The sequence below is a fragment of the Xanthomonas sp. NCPPB 3442 genome, from assembly GCF_056725145.1.
Genome location: NZ_CM161514.1, coordinates 1,173,645 through 1,192,236, shown reverse-complemented (window position 1 = coordinate 1,192,236; position 18,592 = coordinate 1,173,645). Strand labels below are relative to the sequence as shown.

General features: G+C 64.6%; 10 protein-coding genes and 1 riboswitch. Of the genes, 6 read left to right on the top strand and 4 right to left on the bottom strand.

Annotation, left to right across the window (positions count from 1 at the left end):
• Positions 1-80: 80 nt before the first annotated feature.
• Complete coding sequence (locus tag AC1POX_RS05220; RefSeq protein WP_372357140.1) at positions 81-2,420, bottom strand: winged helix-turn-helix transcriptional regulator; 2,340 nt, start codon at positions 2,418-2,420, stop codon at positions 81-83.
• A gap of 423 nt (positions 2,421-2,843) precedes the next feature.
• The gene (gene thiC / locus AC1POX_RS05215; protein ID WP_011348514.1) at positions 2,844-4,721 is read right to left on the bottom strand and encodes a phosphomethylpyrimidine synthase ThiC; all 1,878 of its coding nucleotides are present in this window, start codon (positions 4,719-4,721) and stop codon (positions 2,844-2,846) included.
• A gap of 91 nt (positions 4,722-4,812) precedes the next feature.
• A riboswitch (TPP riboswitch) is annotated at positions 4,813-4,910 on the bottom strand.
• Positions 4,911-5,340: 430 nt separating this feature from the next.
• Here thiC and AC1POX_RS05210 point away from each other — a divergent pair.
• Complete coding sequence (locus AC1POX_RS05210; protein ID WP_372357139.1) at positions 5,341-8,112, top strand: TonB-dependent receptor; 2,772 nt, start codon at positions 5,341-5,343, stop codon at positions 8,110-8,112.
• A 263-nt stretch (positions 8,113-8,375) separates the two neighbouring features.
• On the opposite strand, the gene AC1POX_RS05205 is transcribed toward AC1POX_RS05210, so the two are convergent.
• Positions 8,376-10,232, bottom strand: a complete 1,857-nt coding sequence (locus AC1POX_RS05205; RefSeq protein WP_170922851.1) for a methyl-accepting chemotaxis protein — start codon at positions 10,230-10,232, stop codon at positions 8,376-8,378.
• A 60-nt stretch (positions 10,233-10,292) separates the two neighbouring features.
• Complete coding sequence (gene ggt / locus AC1POX_RS05200; protein ID WP_218541372.1) at positions 10,293-12,002, bottom strand: gamma-glutamyltransferase; 1,710 nt, start codon at positions 12,000-12,002, stop codon at positions 10,293-10,295.
• A gap of 651 nt (positions 12,003-12,653) precedes the next feature.
• Here ggt and ilvC point away from each other — a divergent pair.
• From ilvC to AC1POX_RS05175, 5 genes are all read left to right on the top strand, one after another.
• Entirely contained in the window at positions 12,654-13,655 is a 1,002-nt protein-coding gene (gene ilvC, locus AC1POX_RS05195; protein WP_008573705.1) for a ketol-acid reductoisomerase, read from the top strand.
• Between the two features lie 43 nt (positions 13,656-13,698).
• Positions 13,699-15,420 carry an acetolactate synthase 2 catalytic subunit gene (ilvG, locus tag AC1POX_RS05190; RefSeq protein WP_372356821.1) on the top strand — a complete coding sequence of 574 codons (1,722 nt, stop codon included), beginning with the start codon at positions 13,699-13,701 and terminating at the stop codon, positions 15,418-15,420.
• A complete protein-coding gene (locus tag AC1POX_RS05185) occupies positions 15,404-15,661 on the top strand; it encodes an ACT domain-containing protein (protein ID WP_003483347.1) in 258 nt (85 codons plus the stop codon). The genes ilvG and AC1POX_RS05185 overlap by 17 nt, the downstream gene beginning before the upstream one ends.
• 123 nt (positions 15,662-15,784) lie before the next feature.
• A complete protein-coding gene (locus AC1POX_RS05180) occupies positions 15,785-16,855 on the top strand; it encodes a threonine dehydratase (RefSeq protein WP_008573702.1) in 1,071 nt (356 codons plus the stop codon).
• Positions 16,852-18,414: a 2-isopropylmalate synthase gene (locus AC1POX_RS05175; RefSeq protein ID WP_011348521.1), complete on the top strand. Its 1,563-nt coding sequence runs from the start codon at positions 16,852-16,854 to the stop codon at positions 18,412-18,414. The genes AC1POX_RS05180 and AC1POX_RS05175 overlap by 4 nt, the downstream gene beginning before the upstream one ends.
• The last annotated feature ends 178 nt before the right edge of the window (positions 18,415-18,592 follow it).

Sequence of the window (18,592 nt, the reverse complement as noted above, 5' to 3'; positions counted from 1 at the left end):
AGTGTTTTGCCGACTGTGGCGTCAGTCAGGAAGTTTTGACGAAACTGCGCCGAAATTGCCACGAAGCCTTTCCGAAGAACTTACGAGGCCATTTTTCTCAATACCGACAATAAGTTAGCGATGGCACCAATAGGCGCAACGGAATGCTGTGGCAACGGCATATACGCGATGGCGCTGCCATCTTCTTCGGCCAGCGACACATACAGCGTCCCATCGCGCTGGTTCAGGCTGAAACCGTTGATGGTGGTGAACTTGACCGCATCCAGGCACTGGCCGCGGCCGCTGCGCAACTCGCGATCGTAGGCAGCGCAACTGTCGGTGGACGACAGGTAATGCAGCTGGCCATTCACGCCCGGCGCCCAACTGCGATACCGCCAGCGCGATGGCTGTTGCGGATCGACAGCATGCAAGGTGTCGGCGGCCAGCGATGGAGCGACCTGCCACACACCGCCCCCGCTGAGGCGGGTCAGCAAGACCTGTCCGCTGACGCGGTCCAGTCGCAATTGCGAGACGTCCTGCAGCGTTGCCAGCGCACGCCATGGGCTGCTGCGCCGGTCGTACAGCGTTGCGAAGGTATGCCCGTCGTCGGCAGCAGCAAGGACAAGCAGCCGGTCCGGATCGGGAAGATGGATCGCCTGCAGCGGGCGCGGCTGCGGCACGGGTAGTCGCACTACCTGGCCGCTACTGGGGGTCACTTCGAATAGCGCCGCATGCCCGGCCGCATCGCTGCCGCTGACCAGCACGCGTTGCGAATCGGCTGACCAGTCGGCGGCCTGGCGCGAATCCGGGCGCAGCCCTTCGATCAAGCGCACCGAACCGGGCTTGCTGACATCGCCCCACCACAGTGCGTACGCACCGGATCGATTGGATGCAAAGATCAGCTGGCGCCCATCCGGCGCAATCATCGGCTGATCGTCGCGCCCGCTGGATGGAAACAGTCGGCGTCGAATGTAGCCACCGTTCATCGTGTCGCCAATGACCTGATAGACGCCAAACTGCGGTTTGCGTTGCACGAACACCAGATGCCCATGCGCCACGTCCGGTGCTTGCGCATCGTCCACGCCCACATCGTGCAAGCTGTGGTCCCGCAGATGGAGGCGATACAGCCGCGCCTCGCTGTCCACGCGACGCCCGAAGATCAAACCGCTGCCATCGGGCAGCCAACTCCATCCACGGATATCGGCGTTGTCATGGGTGAGCCGTTCGGCGACGCCGCCTTCGGCAGGGATCCGCCACAGGTCCCCGAGCTGCGGATTACGCAGGAACACGATCCAATTCCCATCGGGCGAATACCGCGGCGCGTAATCGAAATCACCCGCCTGCGCCGGATAGTCAAGCGTCTGCCACTGCCCGGTTGCCAGATCCAGGCGACGCATGCGGGCCGCACCGTGCGTGCCGGTCATGCTGCCGAACACCAGCGCGCGCCCATCCGGCGACCAGCTGAAACTCAGCATGTCGGCACCATCGCACCGCATTACCTCGCGCGACGCCGCAGGCCCGGTGGCTGCGGCAATCATGACCCGGCAGCTGCCATCGGGCGCCTGCCTGGAAAACGCGATCTGCCGGCCATCCGGCGACCACGCCGGCAAACGATCGGAGACGCCGGGCGCAGGCGTCTCCAGTACCCGTGGATAGGCGTTGTCGGTGGTCTTGACCAGGATTGAGGTGCCGGTGCGATCGCGGGTCAATGAGGCGTACGCCACCCTCGCGCCATCGGGCGACAGGCTTGGCGTGAGATCGAATCCACCGCCTGCGGTAATGAGCTGATACGGCCGTTTGGGGCTGCCCAGCACCGCATGCGCTTGCGCGGTCTCAGGTGCCGGGGCAGGTCGCCATGAGGTCCATACCGCAAGGCTCAGCACGACCAGCAACGCCACGCTGGCGACTGCCAGCGCCATCGAGCGCCGGTGTCGTGGCGCGGCCGGCGCCGCAAAGACGGGCGCTACGGGCTGGACAGGCGCGGTGCGGACGGGCGATGCGGCAGCGTCGGACTGGTCGGGGACGGACGCCACGCCTTGGTCTGGCTGCGCCGGCTCGAGCGTATCCGGACCCAGTGCTTCACCAGGCAGCGTCGCCGATGCAGGTGCCTGCGCTTCCCACACAACCGCCGCCATCAAGCGATACCCGGTCTTGGCGATGGTCTCGATGTGCTCCGAGCGCTGCCCGCCGTGGCTGGCAAACGCCTTGCGCAGCTGCGTGACCGCCTGGGTCACCACATCGTTGGTCGGCAAGGTATCGGGCCAAACCTCGGCAAGCAGTTGCTCGCGCGTGACCACCTGGCCCGGCTGCCGCGCCAGGGTCAGCAACACCGCCAGGGATTTGGGCGCCAGCCGCAGCGGACGCTTTGCGCCAGGTGCGTGCACCTCGCGCGAGGCAACGTCGACCACGCACTGACCGACACGCAGCCGGCCCGATGGCATTGCAATAGCGGGAGGAACACTCATCGGCAAAAACACGCGTCGGCATGCAAGAACAACAAAGAGCGCCCCGCGCCTTCCGCGAAACGCCAAATTCAGCAAAGGACGACGACCAACTGTGTCATGCATCCATTTGGTGCAAATTTTACGCTATGCCCCGTTGCTTCCTAAGACAGGCGGCAGCGTCAGGCTCTCTCTCTCTCGCCGACGAATTCGAATAATTACGACGTACCCTTCGCGCCTTCTGGCGCGATTTTTTTATCTGCGATTCAGCTAAATCAGCTGAAACCCTTATTTACTGGAATCGCTTGCAACCCTGCCATAGCGCGGCACTTGCGGACCGCGCCGTAATCTGTTCAGTACAAAACTGAACTTTTCCTAAGCAGGCGCTACATCACGTTTTATGAAACGCTGCCATGTAACGCGTCACGTGGCGCGATAGACCTGCGCGCCCTGCGCGACAAATTGCGCGGACTTTTCCTGCATGCCCGTCGACAGCGCTTGCGCCTCGCTCATGCCGTGCTCGGCCGCGTAATCACGCACGTCCTGGGTAATCTTCATCGAGCAGAAGTGTGGCCCGCACATCGAGCAGAAGTGCGCCAGCTTGTGCGCGTCCTTGGGCAGGGTTTGGTCATGGAACTCCTTGGCCTTTTCCGGATCCAGGCCAAGATGGAACTGGTCGTCCCAACGGAATTCGAAACGCGCCTTGCTCAAGGCGTTGTCGCGCACTTGCGCGCCCGGATGCCCCTTGGCCAGGTCGGCGGCATGCGCGGCGATCTTGTAGGCCATGATGCCGTCGCGCACGTCCTGCCGGTTGGGCAGGCCCAGGTGCTCTTTCGGAGTGACGTAGCAGAGCATGGCGGTGCCGAACCAGCCGATCATCGCCGCACCGATCGCGCTGGTGATGTGGTCGTAGCCCGGCGCGATGTCGGTAGTCAGCGGCCCCAGGGTGTAGAACGGCGCCTCGCCGCATTCGCGCAGCTGCTTGTCCATGTTTTCCTTGATCAATTGCATCGGCACATGGCCGGGGCCTTCGATCATGGTCTGCACATCGTGTTTCCAGGCGAGCTTGGTCAGCTCGCCCAGCGTTTCCAGCTCGCCGAATTGCGCCGCGTCGTTGGCGTCGGCGATGCAGCCGGGGCGTAGGCCATCGCCCAACGAAAACGCCACGTCGTAGGCCTTCATGATCTGGCAGATGTCTTCGAAGTGCGTGTAGAGAAAATTCTCCTTGTGATGCGCCAGGCACCACTTGGCCATGATCGAACCGCCACGCGAGACGATGCCGGTCACGCGCTGTGCGGTCAGCGGTACGTAACGCAGCAACACGCCGGCGTGGATGGTGAAGTAATCCACGCCCTGTTCGGCCTGCTCGATCAAGGTGTCGCGAAAAATTTCCCAGGTCAGCGCCTCGGCGCGTCCATCGACCTTCTCCAGCGCCTGATAGATCGGCACCGTGCCGATCGGGACCGGCGAGTTGCGGATGATCCATTCGCGCGTCTCATGGATGTGCTTGCCGGTGGACAGATCCATGACCGTGTCCCCGCCCCAGCGGATCGACCACACCAGCTTCTCGACCTCTTCGGCAATGCCTGAAGACACCGCGCTGTTGCCGATGTTGGCATTGATCTTGGTCAGGAAATTGCGGCCGATGATCATCGGCTCGCTCTCGGGGTGATTGATGTTGTTGGGCAAGATCGCGCGGCCCCGTGCGATCTCTTCGCGCACGAACTCCGGTGTAATGCGTTGCTGGATCGAAGCTCCGAACGCCTGGCCCGGGTGCTGCCTGCGCAAGCTTGCATCGGTCACCGCTTCCAGGCGCTGGTTTTCGCGGATCGCCACGTACTCCATTTCCGGCGTGATGATGCCGCGGCGCGCGTAATGCATCTGGGTGACGTTGGCGCCCTGTCGCGCTACCCGCGGCAGACGCCGCGCCGGAAAGCGCACTGCATCCAGACGCACATCGTGCTCGCGGCCACGCCCGAAGCTGGAGCTCAGCCCGTCCAGGGCGACGGTGTCGCCACGCTCGGCAATCCACTGCGCACGCAGCGGTGCCAGACCGGCTGCCAGATCGATCGCCACCCGCGGATCGGTGTAAGGCCCGGACGTGTCGTAGACGCTGAGCGGCGGATTCTCTTCGCCGCCGAACAAGGTGGGCGTGCGCGTCAAGGCGATCTCGCGCATCGGCACCTGCAGATCGGCGCGCGAGCCTTGCACGAAGATCTTGCGTGAACCGGGAATCGGCTGGGTGACAGCCTCCGACAACGACTGGGCTTGTTGTTGCAAAACGGTGGGCGCGGCATTCATGGCATTCGTCCTGTGTGCTGGCCCTGCGAAGGAGTCGCAGTGCGGACGAAGCGGCGGCGCTCGATACCGACTGCCCGTGCACGCACGAACCATCGCATCTGACGAAGCTTCCCTACGCCGGTATCAGCCGGATCAGGTTCGAAGGGACTATCTCAACCGCAGCACGCTGCGGTACCCCCACTTCGGCGGCGATTAAACCACATCGCACCTGCGCAGCTAAACAAAATCCGCCACATACCCGCAGCGCGCACGGCCCGCGCTAAACCCGTAGGGCATACCGCACTGACGCAGCGGCCGCACCGGCCTGCTGTTGCGCGTCGCAAGGTTGTCGCGTTCGGCGGCGACATATGTCCGCACAGGTCATCTCACGTCGCTGCAGCACACGCCCAGCGTCGCCCGGGCATTACATGGCGCGCCGATGCATTGCGCGCGTCGCCACGCAACAAGGCGCCGATTGACGAAAAACGGCGGCGAAACCCGCTCGTTAAATTCCCGCTAAGCCTGCGTGGCGTGCCGAAGACGCCGCACGCATGCAGGTGTCATTCACGGGGATCGCGCTGTCGCTCCTCCTCTACCGGGAACCGCCGTACATATGACTAAGACAACGCTCCACCCGACGATGCGTCGGGGCTCGCTCGCGATCGCCATCAGCCTGTGCGTCAGCACGAGCGCCATCGCCCAGGAACAAACCGACAAGAGTCCGACCAACCTGGACAAGATCGAAGTCACCGGCTCGCGCATCCGTTCGGTCGATGTGGAAAATTCGCAACCGGTACTGGTACTGACGCGCCAGGACATCGAAAAGCAGGGCTTGACCTCGGTTGCCGACGTTCTCAAGCGCATTCCCTCCAATGGCGCGACGATGAACAGCACCGTCAACAACGGCGGCGACGGCTCGGCCACGGTGAGCCTGCGCAACCTGGGCGCCTCACGCACACTGGTGTTGGTCAATGGCCGGCGCTGGGTCTCGGGCCTGTCCGGTTCGGTGGATCTGAACACCATCCCCTCGGCCATCCTGGAGCGCGTGGAAGTCCTCAAGGATGGCGCCTCGTCGATCTATGGCTCCGATGCCATCGCGGGCGTGGTCAACATCATTACCCGTACCAATTTCGATGGCGCCGAAGTCAACGCCTATGTTGGCCAATACGGCCAGGGCGACGGTCAGCGCACCTCTTTCGACGCGACCGTGGGCGCCACCAGCGAGCGCGGCAATCTGGTCATCGGCTTGTCCAGCGTCAAGGAAGATGCGGTGATGGCAGGCGACCGGGAGATCTCCGCCGAGCCGGTGTACGGCGCGGGCTCGTCGGCCTATAGCAGCTACTCGGCAAGCGGCCGCCTCCGTGCAAATGGCACCAGCGGCGCCTGGACGGTATTGCCCGACAGCGCCACCGCGAGCGGCGACAGCAGGTATCCGCGCTATGGCCTGGACCAGTACACCGCCTTCAACACGTCCGAATATGGCTACAACTACGCCAAGGACAATTACCTGGTCACGCCACAGAAGCGCGACGCGTTGTACGTGCAGGGCAACTACGCACTCACCGACAACGTGCGCTTCAAGTTCGATGGACTGTATAACCGCCGCCAGTCGTCGCAGCAATTGGCAGGCTTTCCGCTGGCCTCCGTCAACACCGGCATCCTGTTGAGCGGCGAGAGCTACTACAACCCGTACAACACTGCCTACGGCGGCGACGGGCGCGATGTGGGCTGGTCGCACCGCTTGACCGAATTCGCGCGCACCTATCAGCAGGACGTCAAGACCTCGCACGTGTACACCGGGCTGGAAGGCGACTTCCAGTTTGCCGACAGGCAGTTCAGTTGGGATGTGGGCTTTGCGCACAACCAGACCGACCAGACCGAAACCCAGTATGGCGATGTCAATCTGCTCAACCTGGGCAATGCGCTCGGTGCATCGGGCATCGTCAATGGCACCCTGGCGTGCCTGGACAGCGGCGGCGCCGTCATTGCCGGCTGCGTACCGTTCAACCCCTTGTCGCCGGCCGGTGGCGTGACCCAGGAAATGCTGGACTACATCCTGTTCACTGCGCACAACACATATCAATATAAAAACAGCAGCTTCACCGCCAACCTCACCGGCGAGCTGTTCGAGCTGCCCGCCGGCTGGATGAGTTTTGCCGCCGGTGTCGAACATCGCGAGGAAAGCGGATTCTCCTCACCGGATGCCTTGATTTCGGCCGGCTATACCTCGGGCAATTCGTTTACGCCCACCTCTGGCTCGTACACGCTCAACGACTACTACACCGAAGTGGCGATTCCGCTGCTGAAGGATGTGCCCGGTGCGCAGTTGCTGGAATTGAGCGCAGCAGTGCGTTATTCGGACTACAACACCTTCGGCAGCACCACCAATAGCAAGTTCGGCTTCAAGTGGAAGCCGGTCGCCGACCTGCTGATTCGCGGCAATTACGCCACCGGTTTCCGCGCGCCATCGATCGAAGATCTGTATCTGGGCGCCTCGGACAGTTTCGACACCTATTCCGATCCCTGCTCGACCAATAGCACCTCCTACACCAGCGCGATTGCGGCCGCATGCGCAGCCCGCGGCGTGCCTGCCAATTACGTTGCCGAATACAACAGCGCCAGCGGAAACTCCGGCCAGACCATCTATCCGTTCACCTACACCAGCAACGCCAATCTGCAACCGGAAAAATCCAAGAACACCACGCTTGGCTTTGTCTACAGCCCGGCTTCGGTGCAGGGCCTGGACGTGTCGCTGGACTGGTGGAAGATCGAAATCACCGACGCCATCACCGAATTCAGCGCCAATCAGATCCTGTCGCAGTGTTACCAATTCAACGTCTCGGCGTTCTGCGATCTGGTGACCCGCGATGCGACAGGGACCATCACCGGCCTGGTGATCCAGCCGGTGAATGTCGGCGAGCAACGCATGCAAGGCTACGATTTCACCGCGCGTTACAAACTGCCGCAGACCGCAATCGGCCAGTTCATGCTCACGCTGGATTCGACCTACGTGGCCGTCAACGAGCAGAAGCAGGACGACAATTCTGCGTGGGAAAGCTACAACGGCATCTACCACACCAACAACCCGAACTGGCGCACCCGCGGCACGCTCACCCTGGACTGGAGCTACGGCAATCTGGCCGCCAACTGGGCCGTGCGGTACTACTCGGGCATGAAGGACTACGATTCGGAACTGGACGACAACGGAAACTATCGCCACGTTGCGGCGACTGCGTTCAACGACATGCAGGTGTCTTACCAGCTTCCATGGAATGCGACCGTGCGGTTGGGTCTGAACAACGTCTTCGACCGCGATCCGCCGGTCGCGCTCAGCGCCTCGGCCAACTCGTTCGATCCGGCCTACGCCATCCCGGGACGCTACAGCTACCTGCAGTACACGCAGCGCTTCTGAGCACGCTGTCCTGATCCACGTGTTGTCACAACGACCTCCTTCGGGAGGTCGTTGTCTGTGTGGCACGGCTAACACGCAATCAAGCGCTTGGCACACGGCACGGCGATGGCGACATGCACAGACATTTCCAGGGCACATCGCACCGCTAGCCTGCAGCCACTACAACAAGAAACCTGCTCTCTCTCCCTGCCGCCGATCTTCGGCGGCTTTTTTTTGTTGTCCGGGTGGAGGCGCAGCAGCCAAACCCCGGCCGGGCGACGCCATCACTCCAGCGTATAGCCCACCCGCAAGCCGCCCCAGTGCTTGCCGCCGACGAAGATCGGCGTGGACAGGTCGAACATGATCTGGCCGGTATCGCGGCGATAGACCTGCAGACGGTAAGGATCGGTATGCGCGCCCACGCTGCGCCCAACGCGGTCGGTGAACTTGCGCTTGGTGCGGTTGCCGACCAGATCGCGCTTGGCATCGCCGGTCAACGGTTGGGTGAAGCGCAGGTTGTGCGTGGGCACATACCCATCGGGGTTGGCGCAGATGGCGAAGACGATCCACGGGTGCGCGTCCAGCAGCGGCTCCTGCAAAGCGGGCAGTAGCTGGTCGCAGAGCGCATCGAAGTCGGTACTGAACTTGGGCGGCTCCACGCCGGCGATCGGCGTATAGGTGCGCGCGAACAATGCGGCTTGCTCGATCTGCCCGCGCGCAATGGCTTGCGCCAGCGCACTGCCGATCTTGCCGGCCGTGGCAACGGCCAGCTCCTTGACCCGCGCGTGCCTGGGCACCTGCAGCGGGTCCGGCGGCAACCGGAACAAGCCCACGCAATCGCGCAGGGTTTCGGTGCCGCGCTCCAGCGCTTCGCTGCGTTCGGCCACGTGCGCGGCATGCTGCAGATTGCTGCGGCCCAACGCCACCACGCCATCTACCGCACGCTCGATCCCGCGAATTTCCCCGTCCTGCGCCTGGATGCGCCCGGCCACGGTGGTCATCGCGCTGCTGGCCTGCCCGAGCACACGGGTGATGCCATCGAGCACCGCTTCTGTGCCACGTGCAGAGGCTGCGCCCTCCCCTACGGCGGCGCTGGTTTCGGCCAGGATCGCGCGTACGTCGCGTGCCGCCGCTGCGGCGCGTTCGGCCAGCCGCCGGATCTCGGTGGCCACCACCGCAAACCCGCGCCCGGCATCGCCGGCATGCGCGGCTTCGATGCTGGCATTGATCGACAGGATATTGGTCTGGAACGCCACCGAATCGATGACTTCGATGACTTCGCCCGCACGTGACGCTCGGCGCTCCACTTCGTGCATTGCTTGGCCCAGCGCATGCGCGGCAGCCACACCTTGCCGCGCACTGTCGTCGGCGCTGGCGGCCAGCGCAATCACCTGCGCCAGCTCGGCATTGACGTCCTGCAGGCTGGACGACAGCCGCTCCACCGCGGTGCGCGCACCGTCCAACGCCTCGTTCTGCGCCTGCGACTGGCGCACCATTTCATCGTTCTCGGCCACCAGCGGCGGCACTTCGGCAGCGATCTGCACCGACAAGGCCACTGCCTGGCGGATGGCCTCGGCCAGATTGCCGAACCCGGCTTGCAGGCGCCGGCCCATCTCGGTTTCCGCCAGTCCCGGCGGCAACAGGAGTTCGAGTTCGCAGCCGGCCAGCGCCTGGGCAGTGCGCTCGAGCACCGTGCGGTCTTCGTGCTCGGCCTGCAGGCGTGCAACCAGCGGCTGCAGCAGGGGCGAGATCGGCACCGGCCGGCTGCCGTCGGCCAGACGCGTGGCCTCGCGCAGCAGGATTGCCGTTTCCACATGCGGCAGCGACAGCATCCAGCCGCCATGCGCGCGGTCGCGCACATAACGCACGCGCCGCGCCGGGTCGTCGCCCGGGGCAGCCCAGACGCCGTCTTCGCCAACCAGATCGGCCGCGCTCAAGCCCCACACCACCGAGGCCGGCGCGCCCTGCAGCTCGAGCGCCGTTTTGCCCAGCACATCCAGGCCGACGCGGTTGCAGGCCACCACACACGCCTCGGCGGATAACCGCAGCAAGGCCACGGGCGCATCCGGGAGCACGGCCGTCTGGGTCTGCGACGGCGGGTCGGGCTGTTGCATCGAATTCATGAGGGGCTCCTGCTCCATCCCGTGATTAGCGGCGTGCGGCGGCCGGAGTTGAGCGGCAACCTCAACCGTGTCGCGCGCTCAGTATCCGGCCGCCTGGCCGTCCTTGCGGCTCTCCGACGCACCGTAGTACACGCCGCTGGCCGCATCGCGGGCGATGGCCTGATACCCGCCGTACGGACCGTCGGCAAAGATCACCCGGTGGCCTTTGCGCATCAGCGCGCGGATGGTGTCGTAGGAGAAGCCGGTTTCCAGATTCACCTCGCCGCCATCGCGCATCGCGGTGGCCTGCCCGGTCGGTTCGGTGGAGCCCTCGTGCTGGATACGCGGCGCGTCGCCGGCTTCCTGCAGGTTCATGTGGAAGTCCACCAGGTTCATCACGATCTGCACGTGCCCCTGCGGCTGCATCGCCCCGCCCATCACGCCGAAGCTCAGCCAGGGCTTGCCGTCCTTGGTGACGAAGGCCGGGATGATGGTCTGGAACGGCCGCTTGCCCGGCGCGTAGCCGTTGGGATGATCCTTCTTCAGCACGAACATCTCGCCGCGGTCCTGCAGGATGAAACCCAGCCCCGGCGGCGCCATGCCGCTGCCCATGCCGCGGTAGTTGGACTGGATCAGCGAGACCATCATGCCGTCGGCATCGGCCACGGTCATATAGATGGTGTCGCCTTCTTCCAGTTGCCTGGGTGTCCCTGGCTGTACTTCCTTGAGCGCCTTGTCCATCGAAATCAGCGCGCGCCGCTGGTTGGCGTAGTCCTTGGAGATCAGCCTGGCCAGCGGTGCCGGCTGAAACGCAGGGTCGGCGTAGAAGCGCGCGCGGTCGGCGAAGGCCAGCTTCTTGGCCTCGGTGAACAAGTGCACGTGCTCGGCCGAGCCGAACGGAATCTTGGAGAAATCGTAACCCTCCAGGATATTGAGCATCTGCAACGCGGCGATGCCCTGGCTGTTGGGCGGCAGTTCCCACACATCAACGCCGCGATAATTGGTGGACACCGGTTCGACCCACTCGCCCGTATGGCTGGCCAGGTCCTCATAGCTGAGGTAGCCGCCGTTGGCCTTGAAGTAGGCACCGATGGTGCGCGCGATGTCGCCCTTGTAGAACGCGTCGCGGCCGCCGTCGGCGATCTGCTGCAGCGTGTTGGCCAGGTTCGGGTTCTTCCACAGCTCGCCCTTGCGCGGGGCGTGGCCGTCGATGGTGAATTGCTCCTTGAACCCGGGGTATTGCGACAGGCGCGGCACCGAACGGTCCCAGTAATAGGCGATGGTCTCGGCGACCGGATGGCCTTCGCGCGCGTAGCGGATCGCCGGCGCCAGGTTCTGTGCCATCGGCTTGCGCCCGAAGCGCGCGTGCAGCGCGAACCAGCCGTCCACCGCACCCGGCACCGACACCGGCAACGGGCCGGTCGGCGGAATGTCCTTCAAGCCACGGCGCTGGAATTCGGCCAGGGTCAGCGATTTGGGCGAGCGGCCGGAGCCGTTGTAGCCGTAGAGCTTGTGGGTCTTGGGGTCCCAAACGATCGCAAATAGATCCCCTCCCACGCCATTGCCGGTGGGCTCCATCAGGCCCAGCGCCGCATTAGCCGCGATCGCTGCATCCACCGCCGAGCCGCCATCCTTCATCACGTCCAGCGCGATCTGGGTGGCCAGCGGTTGCGAGGTCGCGGCCATGGCATGCGGCGCAATGACTTCCGAGCGGGTGGCAAACGGCTGCCCGGTGACGCGGTCGGCAGCGCCGAGGGGCGGCGCGAGCAACGCCAGAGCAGACACCAACAACACAGGTACGCGACGCATCACCGAGGGCCCCTGACACTGAGAATGAGGTGCCAACCATACCAGCGGGCCGCGTCCTGCCGTCCGATCGACACTTGGCAGCGCGCTCAATGCCGCGCAGATGGTGATCCCCGTCGGCGCTTGTCGTGCCGTCCCGATCAGGTTTCAGCAGTAACCATGCAGCTGCGACGGGGCTTTGCACGCGACTCGGCCCATCGATGCGGATGTTTCAAGCGCAAGGGTTGACACCCTGGTTGCCGCGGTGGTTATCTCAGGCCCATGCCGCACCACTTCACCACCTCGAACGCCCCACTGTCCGCGCCCTCCGGCGCGTTGGCTGCGTCGCTTCTCGTGCTCGTACTTATTACCTCGCCAACCGGTGCGGGACGAGACTTCGTGTAGGCAACAGACACACAAGGCTTCGATCAGACCCCGCACCGGCAACGGCGCGGGGTTTCGCGATTCAGGGATCACCAAAAGTTTCGAATGACATGAACGACATCACTGCCACATCCGCAACATCGCCATGCGCCCAGCTGCGCATGAGTGCCTGTGGTTGCCTGCGCACTGTCATCGCGCGTCCCCGCTTTGCTCAGCCGGCCAGTGCACGCACTGCCGGCTGATCCATTTATCCACTGCCCATCTCCACTGCCAACCCCGCAAGGACATTCCATGAGCAACGACACCCAACCGAAAATCGCGATCATCGGCTACGGCAGCCAGGGCCGCGCACATGCGCTGAACCTGCGCGATTCCGGCTTCGACGTCACCGTCGGCCTGCGTGCCGGCGGCCCGACCGAAGCCAAGGCGCAGGCCGATGGCTTCACCGTCGTGGCGCCGTCCGAAGCGGTCAAGAGCGCGGACCTGGTCGCCATCCTGACCCCGGACATGGTGCAGAAGAAGCTCTACGAAGAGGTCATCGCCCCGAACATGAAGCAGGGCGCCTGCCTGCTGTTCGCGCATGGCCTGAACGTGCACTTCGACATGATCAAACCGCGCGCCGATCTGGACGTGGTGCTGGTCGCGCCCAAGGGCCCGGGCGCATTGGTGCGTCGCGAATATGAAATCGGCCGCGGCGTGCCGTGCATCTATGCGGTGTACCAGGACACCAGCGGCAAGGCCGAGCAGTTCGCGCTGACCTATGCCGGTGGCCTGGGTGGCGCGCGCGCCAACATCATCAAGACCACGTTCAAGGAAGAAACCGAAACCGATCTGTTCGGCGAGCAGGCCGTGCTGTGCGGCGGCGCCTCCTCGCTGGTGCAGGCCGGTTTCGAAGTGCTGGTCGAGGCTGGGTATCAGCCGGAAATCGCATACTACGAAGTGCTGCACGAATTGAAGTTGATCGTGGACCTGTTCTACGAAGGCGGCATCACCCGCATGCTGGAATTCGTGTCCGAAACCGCACAATACGGCGATTATGTCAGCGGCCCGCGCGTGATCGATGCCGGCACCAAGGCGCGCATGAAGGACGTGCTGACCGACATCCAGAACGGCACCTTCACCAAGAACTGGGTAGCCGAATACGACGCCGGCCTGCCGAACTACAACAAGTTCAAACAGGCCGATCTGGAACACCCGATCGAGGAAGTGGGCAAGAAGCTGCGCGCCAAGATGGTGTGGCTCAACGGGCAACAGCAAGCCGCTGCCGCACCTGCGAATCAACAGGCGGCATAACGCCGCCGCCTCCCCCACCGCTTAAACCGAAGGTCCGCAACGCATGAACACCTCCGCACACAGCACGCCCCGCAGTGGCGCGCGCTGGCTGACGCAGGCCCTGGAAGCCGAAGGCGTGGAAACGCTGTTCGGCTATCCGGGCGGCACCATCATGCCGTTCTACGACGCCCTGGTGGATTCCAGGCTCAAGCACATCCTGGTCCGTCACGAACAGGGCGCCGCACTGGCTGCCAACGGCTATGCCCGTGCCAGCGGCCGGGTCGGCGTGTGCGTGGCCACCTCAGGCCCGGGCGCGTCCAACCTGGTCACCGGCATCGCCGACGCGATGCTGGACTCGGTGCCGATGATCTGCCTGACCGGCCAGGTCGCCACGCCGCTGCTGGGCACCGACGCCTTCCAGGAGCTGGACGTGTTCGGCATGACCATGCCGATCGTCAAGCACAGCTTTCTGGTGCGGCGTGTGGAGGAGCTTCCGGAGATGGTGCGCGAGGCATTCCGCATTGCGCGCGAAGGACGTCCCGGGCCGGTGCTGATCGACCTGCCCAAGGACGTGCAGGTGGCCGACGCCTCGCATCTGCCCCTGCATGTTCCGGCAGCGGTGCAGCCGCCGCCGGCGCCGGCGGACGCAAAGCTGGCCGAAGCACTGGCGGCGATCGCCAGTGCCGAGCGCCCGGTGGTGTACGGCGGGGGCGGAATCGCGCTGGCCGGCGCGGTGGAGGCGTTCCGCCGTTTCGTCGAAGCCACCGGCATCCCGACCGCGCTGACCTTGCGCGGCCTGGGTGCATTGCCGCATGCGCATCCGGACTACCTTGGCATGCTGGGCATGCACGGGACCCGTGCGGCCAATATGGCCATCCAGGAATGCGATCTGCTGGTGGTGGTCGGTGCGCGTTTCGACGACCGTGCCACCGGCAAGCTGAGCGAGTTCGCTCCGTTTGCGCGCGTCATCCATCTGGATGCCGACGCGTATGAAATCTCCAAGCTGCGCACTGCCGATATCGCGGTGCCCGGCGACGTGGCAGTCAGCTTGAAGGCCTTGAGTGCGGCGCGCGGCAACTGCCAGGCCTGGCGCACGCGTTGTTTTGCCAACCGCGAAAAGTTCGGCGCGCGTTACGACGCGCCCGGCACCGATATCTACGCACCGGCGCTGCTGAAGCGCCTGAGCGAAGTGGCTCCGGCCGACACCATCATCGCCTGCGATGTGGGTCAGCATCAGATGTGGGTGGCGCAGCATTGCCGCTTCAACGATCCGCGCAATCACCTCACCAGCGGCGCCCTCGGCACCATGGGCTTCGGCCTGCCGGCCGCGATGGGCGCACAGTTCGCCTGCCCTGACCGCACCGTGGTGCTGGTCTCCGGCGACGGCAGTTTCATGATGAACGTGCAGGAGCTGGTGACGATCGCACGCTGCAAGCTGCCGGTGAAGATCGTGCTGCTGGACAACAGCTCGCTGGGCATGGTGCGGCAGTGGCAGGAACTGTTCTTTGCCGAGCGTTACAGCGAAATCGACCTGTCCGACAACCCGGATTTTGCGGCGCTGGCGCAAGTGTTCGGCATTCCGGCCAAGCGCATCATCGCCCGCGGCGACGTGGATGCGGCACTGGCCGAGCTGCTGGCCCAGCCCGGTCCAGGCCTGCTGCATGTCGCGATCGACGCGCGTGCCAATGTGTGGCCGCTGGTGCCGCCCAACAACGCCAACAGCACCATGCTGGACAGCAATCCCGCACATGCGGCCAAGGAGACATCGCATGCGTTACCGGCTTGATCTGGTGCTGAAGCCGGCAGAAGGCGCGTTGGTGCGGGTGATCGGCATGACCGAACGCCGTGGCTTCCGCCCATGTGCGATCCAGGGCGCAGCAGCGCCGGACGATGCCGGGCGCTGGCATCTGCTGCTGGATGTGGACAGCAACCGTCCGCCGGAAACGCTGCGCCTGCAGCTGGAGAAGGTCTACGACTGCGAATCGGTGGTAATCACCGCACTGGAATCGGTCGAGGCTGCGGCATGAGCATGCAGACCTCGCGCGACCATCAGACTGCCGTCCGGAGGTGTCTTCTTCCGGATCGGCCGCGCGCGTGCCGCAATGCCTGATTCCGGCCGCCCTTCCGCGCAGGAGCCAGAGGTAGGCGACGTGGCCGTCAGCGTGGCCGACGTGCTGGCCGCACAGGCGCGCCTGCGCAAGTACCTGTCGCCCACGCCGCTGCACTACGCCGAACGCTTCGGTGTGTGGTTGAAGCTGGAGAATTTGCAGCGTACCGGCTCCTACAAGGTGCGCGGCGCATTGAATGCGTTGCTGGCCGGGCTGGAACGCGGCGACGAGCGCCCGGTGATCTGCGCCTCGGCCGGCAACCACGCGCAAGGTGTGGCGTGGTCGGCGTACCGGCTGGGCGTGCAGGCCATCACGGTGATGCCCTACGGCGCGCCGCAGACCAAGATTGCCGGTGTCGCGCATTGGGGCGCCACCGTGCGCCAGCATGGCAACAGCTACGACGAAGCGTTCGCGTTTGCGCGCGAGCTGGCCGACCAGAACGGCTATCGCTTCCTGTCCGCCTTCGACGACCCGGACGTGATCGCCGGCCAGGGCACGGTGGGCATCGAGCTGGCGGCGCATGCGCCGGACGTGGTGATCGTGCCGATCGGCGGCGGTGGCCTGGCCTCCGGCGTGGCGCTGGCATTGAAGTCGCAAGGCGTGCGCGTGGTCGGGGCGCAGGTGGAAGGTGTGGATTCGATGGCGCGCGCCGTCCGTGGCGATCTGCGCGAGATCACCCCGGTGCCGACGCTCGCCGATGGCGTGAAGGTCAAGATTCCAGGCCTGCTCACGCGCCGCCTGTGCTCGAGCCTGCTCGATGACGTGGTGATCGTGCGCGAGGCCGAATTGCGCGAAACATTGGTACGCCTGGCACTGGAAGAACACGTCATTGCCGAGGGCGCCGGCGCCCTCGCCCTGGCCGCCGGTCGCCGCGTTTCCGGCAAACGCAAATGTGCGGTGGTCTCTGGCGGTAATATCGACGCAACCGTGCTGGCCACACTCTTGTCCGAGGTGCGGCCGCGTCCGCCACGCAAGCCGCGCCGTCGCAATACCGAGCGGCTGCGCAACGAACGCAGCGCCAATCCGCCACCCGCCACACACGTTCATTCCCGCCCATCCGCAGTCGCTTCAACGCCTGTCACCGCCATCGCCGTAGAGGAGTCTTCCTGGTGAACACGACCGTATCCAACCAGACCCCGCGTATCCGAATTTTCGACACCACCCTGCGCGACGGCGAGCAATCCCCCGGCTGCAGCATGACGCCCCAGCAGAAGCTGGTCATGGCGCGCGCGCTGGACGAACTCGGCGTGGACATCATCGAAACCGGTTTTCCCGCCAGTTCGCATTCTGACCGCGAAGCGGTGGCGATGATGGGCCGCGAACTGCGCCGCCCCACCCTGGCGGTGTTGTCGCGCTGCCTGCAGGCCGACATCGAAACCTCGGCCAAAGCGCTGGAAACAGCCGCAAACCCGCGCCTGCATGTGTTCCTGTCCACCAGCCCGCTGCATCGCGAGCACAAGCTGCGCATGAGCCGCGAGCAGGTGCTGGAATCGGTGCATAGGCACGTAACGCTGGCGCGCGGCTATATCGACGATGTGGAATTTTCTGCCGAGGATGCAACCCGCACCGAAGAAGATTTCCTGGCCGAGGTCACCCGCGTGGCGATCGCCGCCGGCGCCACCACGATCAATTTGCCCGACACGGTCGGCTTCACCACGCCGGAAGAAATCCGCGGCATGTTCTCGCGTCTGATCGCCAGCGTGGAAGGTGCCGACAAGGTCATCTTCAGCGCGCATTGCCACAACGATCTGGGCCTGGCGGTGGCCAACTCGCTGGCGGCCATCGAAGGCGGTGCGCGCCAGGTGGAATGCACCATCAATGGCATCGGCGAGCGCGCGGGCAATTGCGCGCTGGAAGAAATCACCATGGCGCTGAAGGTGCGCGGTGCGTTCTACAACATCGATTCGGCGATCAATACGCCGCGTATCGTCTCCACCTCGCAATTGTTGCAACGCCTGGTCGGCATGCCGGTGCAGCGCAACAAGGCGGTTGTGGGCGGCAACGCATTCGCGCACGAATCGGGCATTCATCAGCACGGCATGCTGCGCCATCGTGGCACCTACGAAATCATGCGCCCGGAAGATGTGGGCTGGGAATCCTCGCAAATGGTGCTGGGCCGCCACAGCGGCCGCGCCGCGGTCGAGCAGCGCCTGCGTGCGCTGGGTTATCTGCTGGAGGAGGAAGAGGTCAAGCTGGTGTTCGAACAGTTCAAGGCGCTGTGCGAGAAGCAGCGCGTGGTCACCGATGCCGATCTGCAGGCATTGATGCAGGACGCTACCGTGCAGGAAGGCTACCGCCTGGCGTCGATGACCATCAGCGATGTGGGCAGCCGCGCGAATGCATTGGTGGAGTTGTCCGACCCGGAAGGCAATCGCGTGGCCGAAACCGCACAGGGCAATGGCCCGGTGGATGCGCTCTTCGGTGCATTGGCCTCGGCCACTGGCGTGAAGCTGGAGCTGGACAGCTACCAGGTGCACAGCGTGGGCATCGGCGCGGACGCGCGCGGCGAAGCCAGCCTGAGCGTGCGCCACGACGGCGTGGAATACGAAGGCACCGGCACCAGCAAGGACATCATCGAAGCAAGTGCGCTGGCGTGGCTGGATGTGGCCAACCGCTTGTTGCGTCAGCGCGAACGTGGCGTGGTCGCCGGCAAGACGGCTGCGGTCGCGTAACGCTGCGCGTTGGATCGATGATGCAAGCCTCACGGCCAGCAGAGTGATCTGCTGGCCGTTTCGGTTTTTGCGTGCGAACTTTTTTACAAGTGTGTCGGTTGGCTGCTTGCGCGCTTGCCAACGTGGCAAAGCTCCGGTCTGCTGCAGGCGCTTACACGCGTACCGGCCTGGGACACGC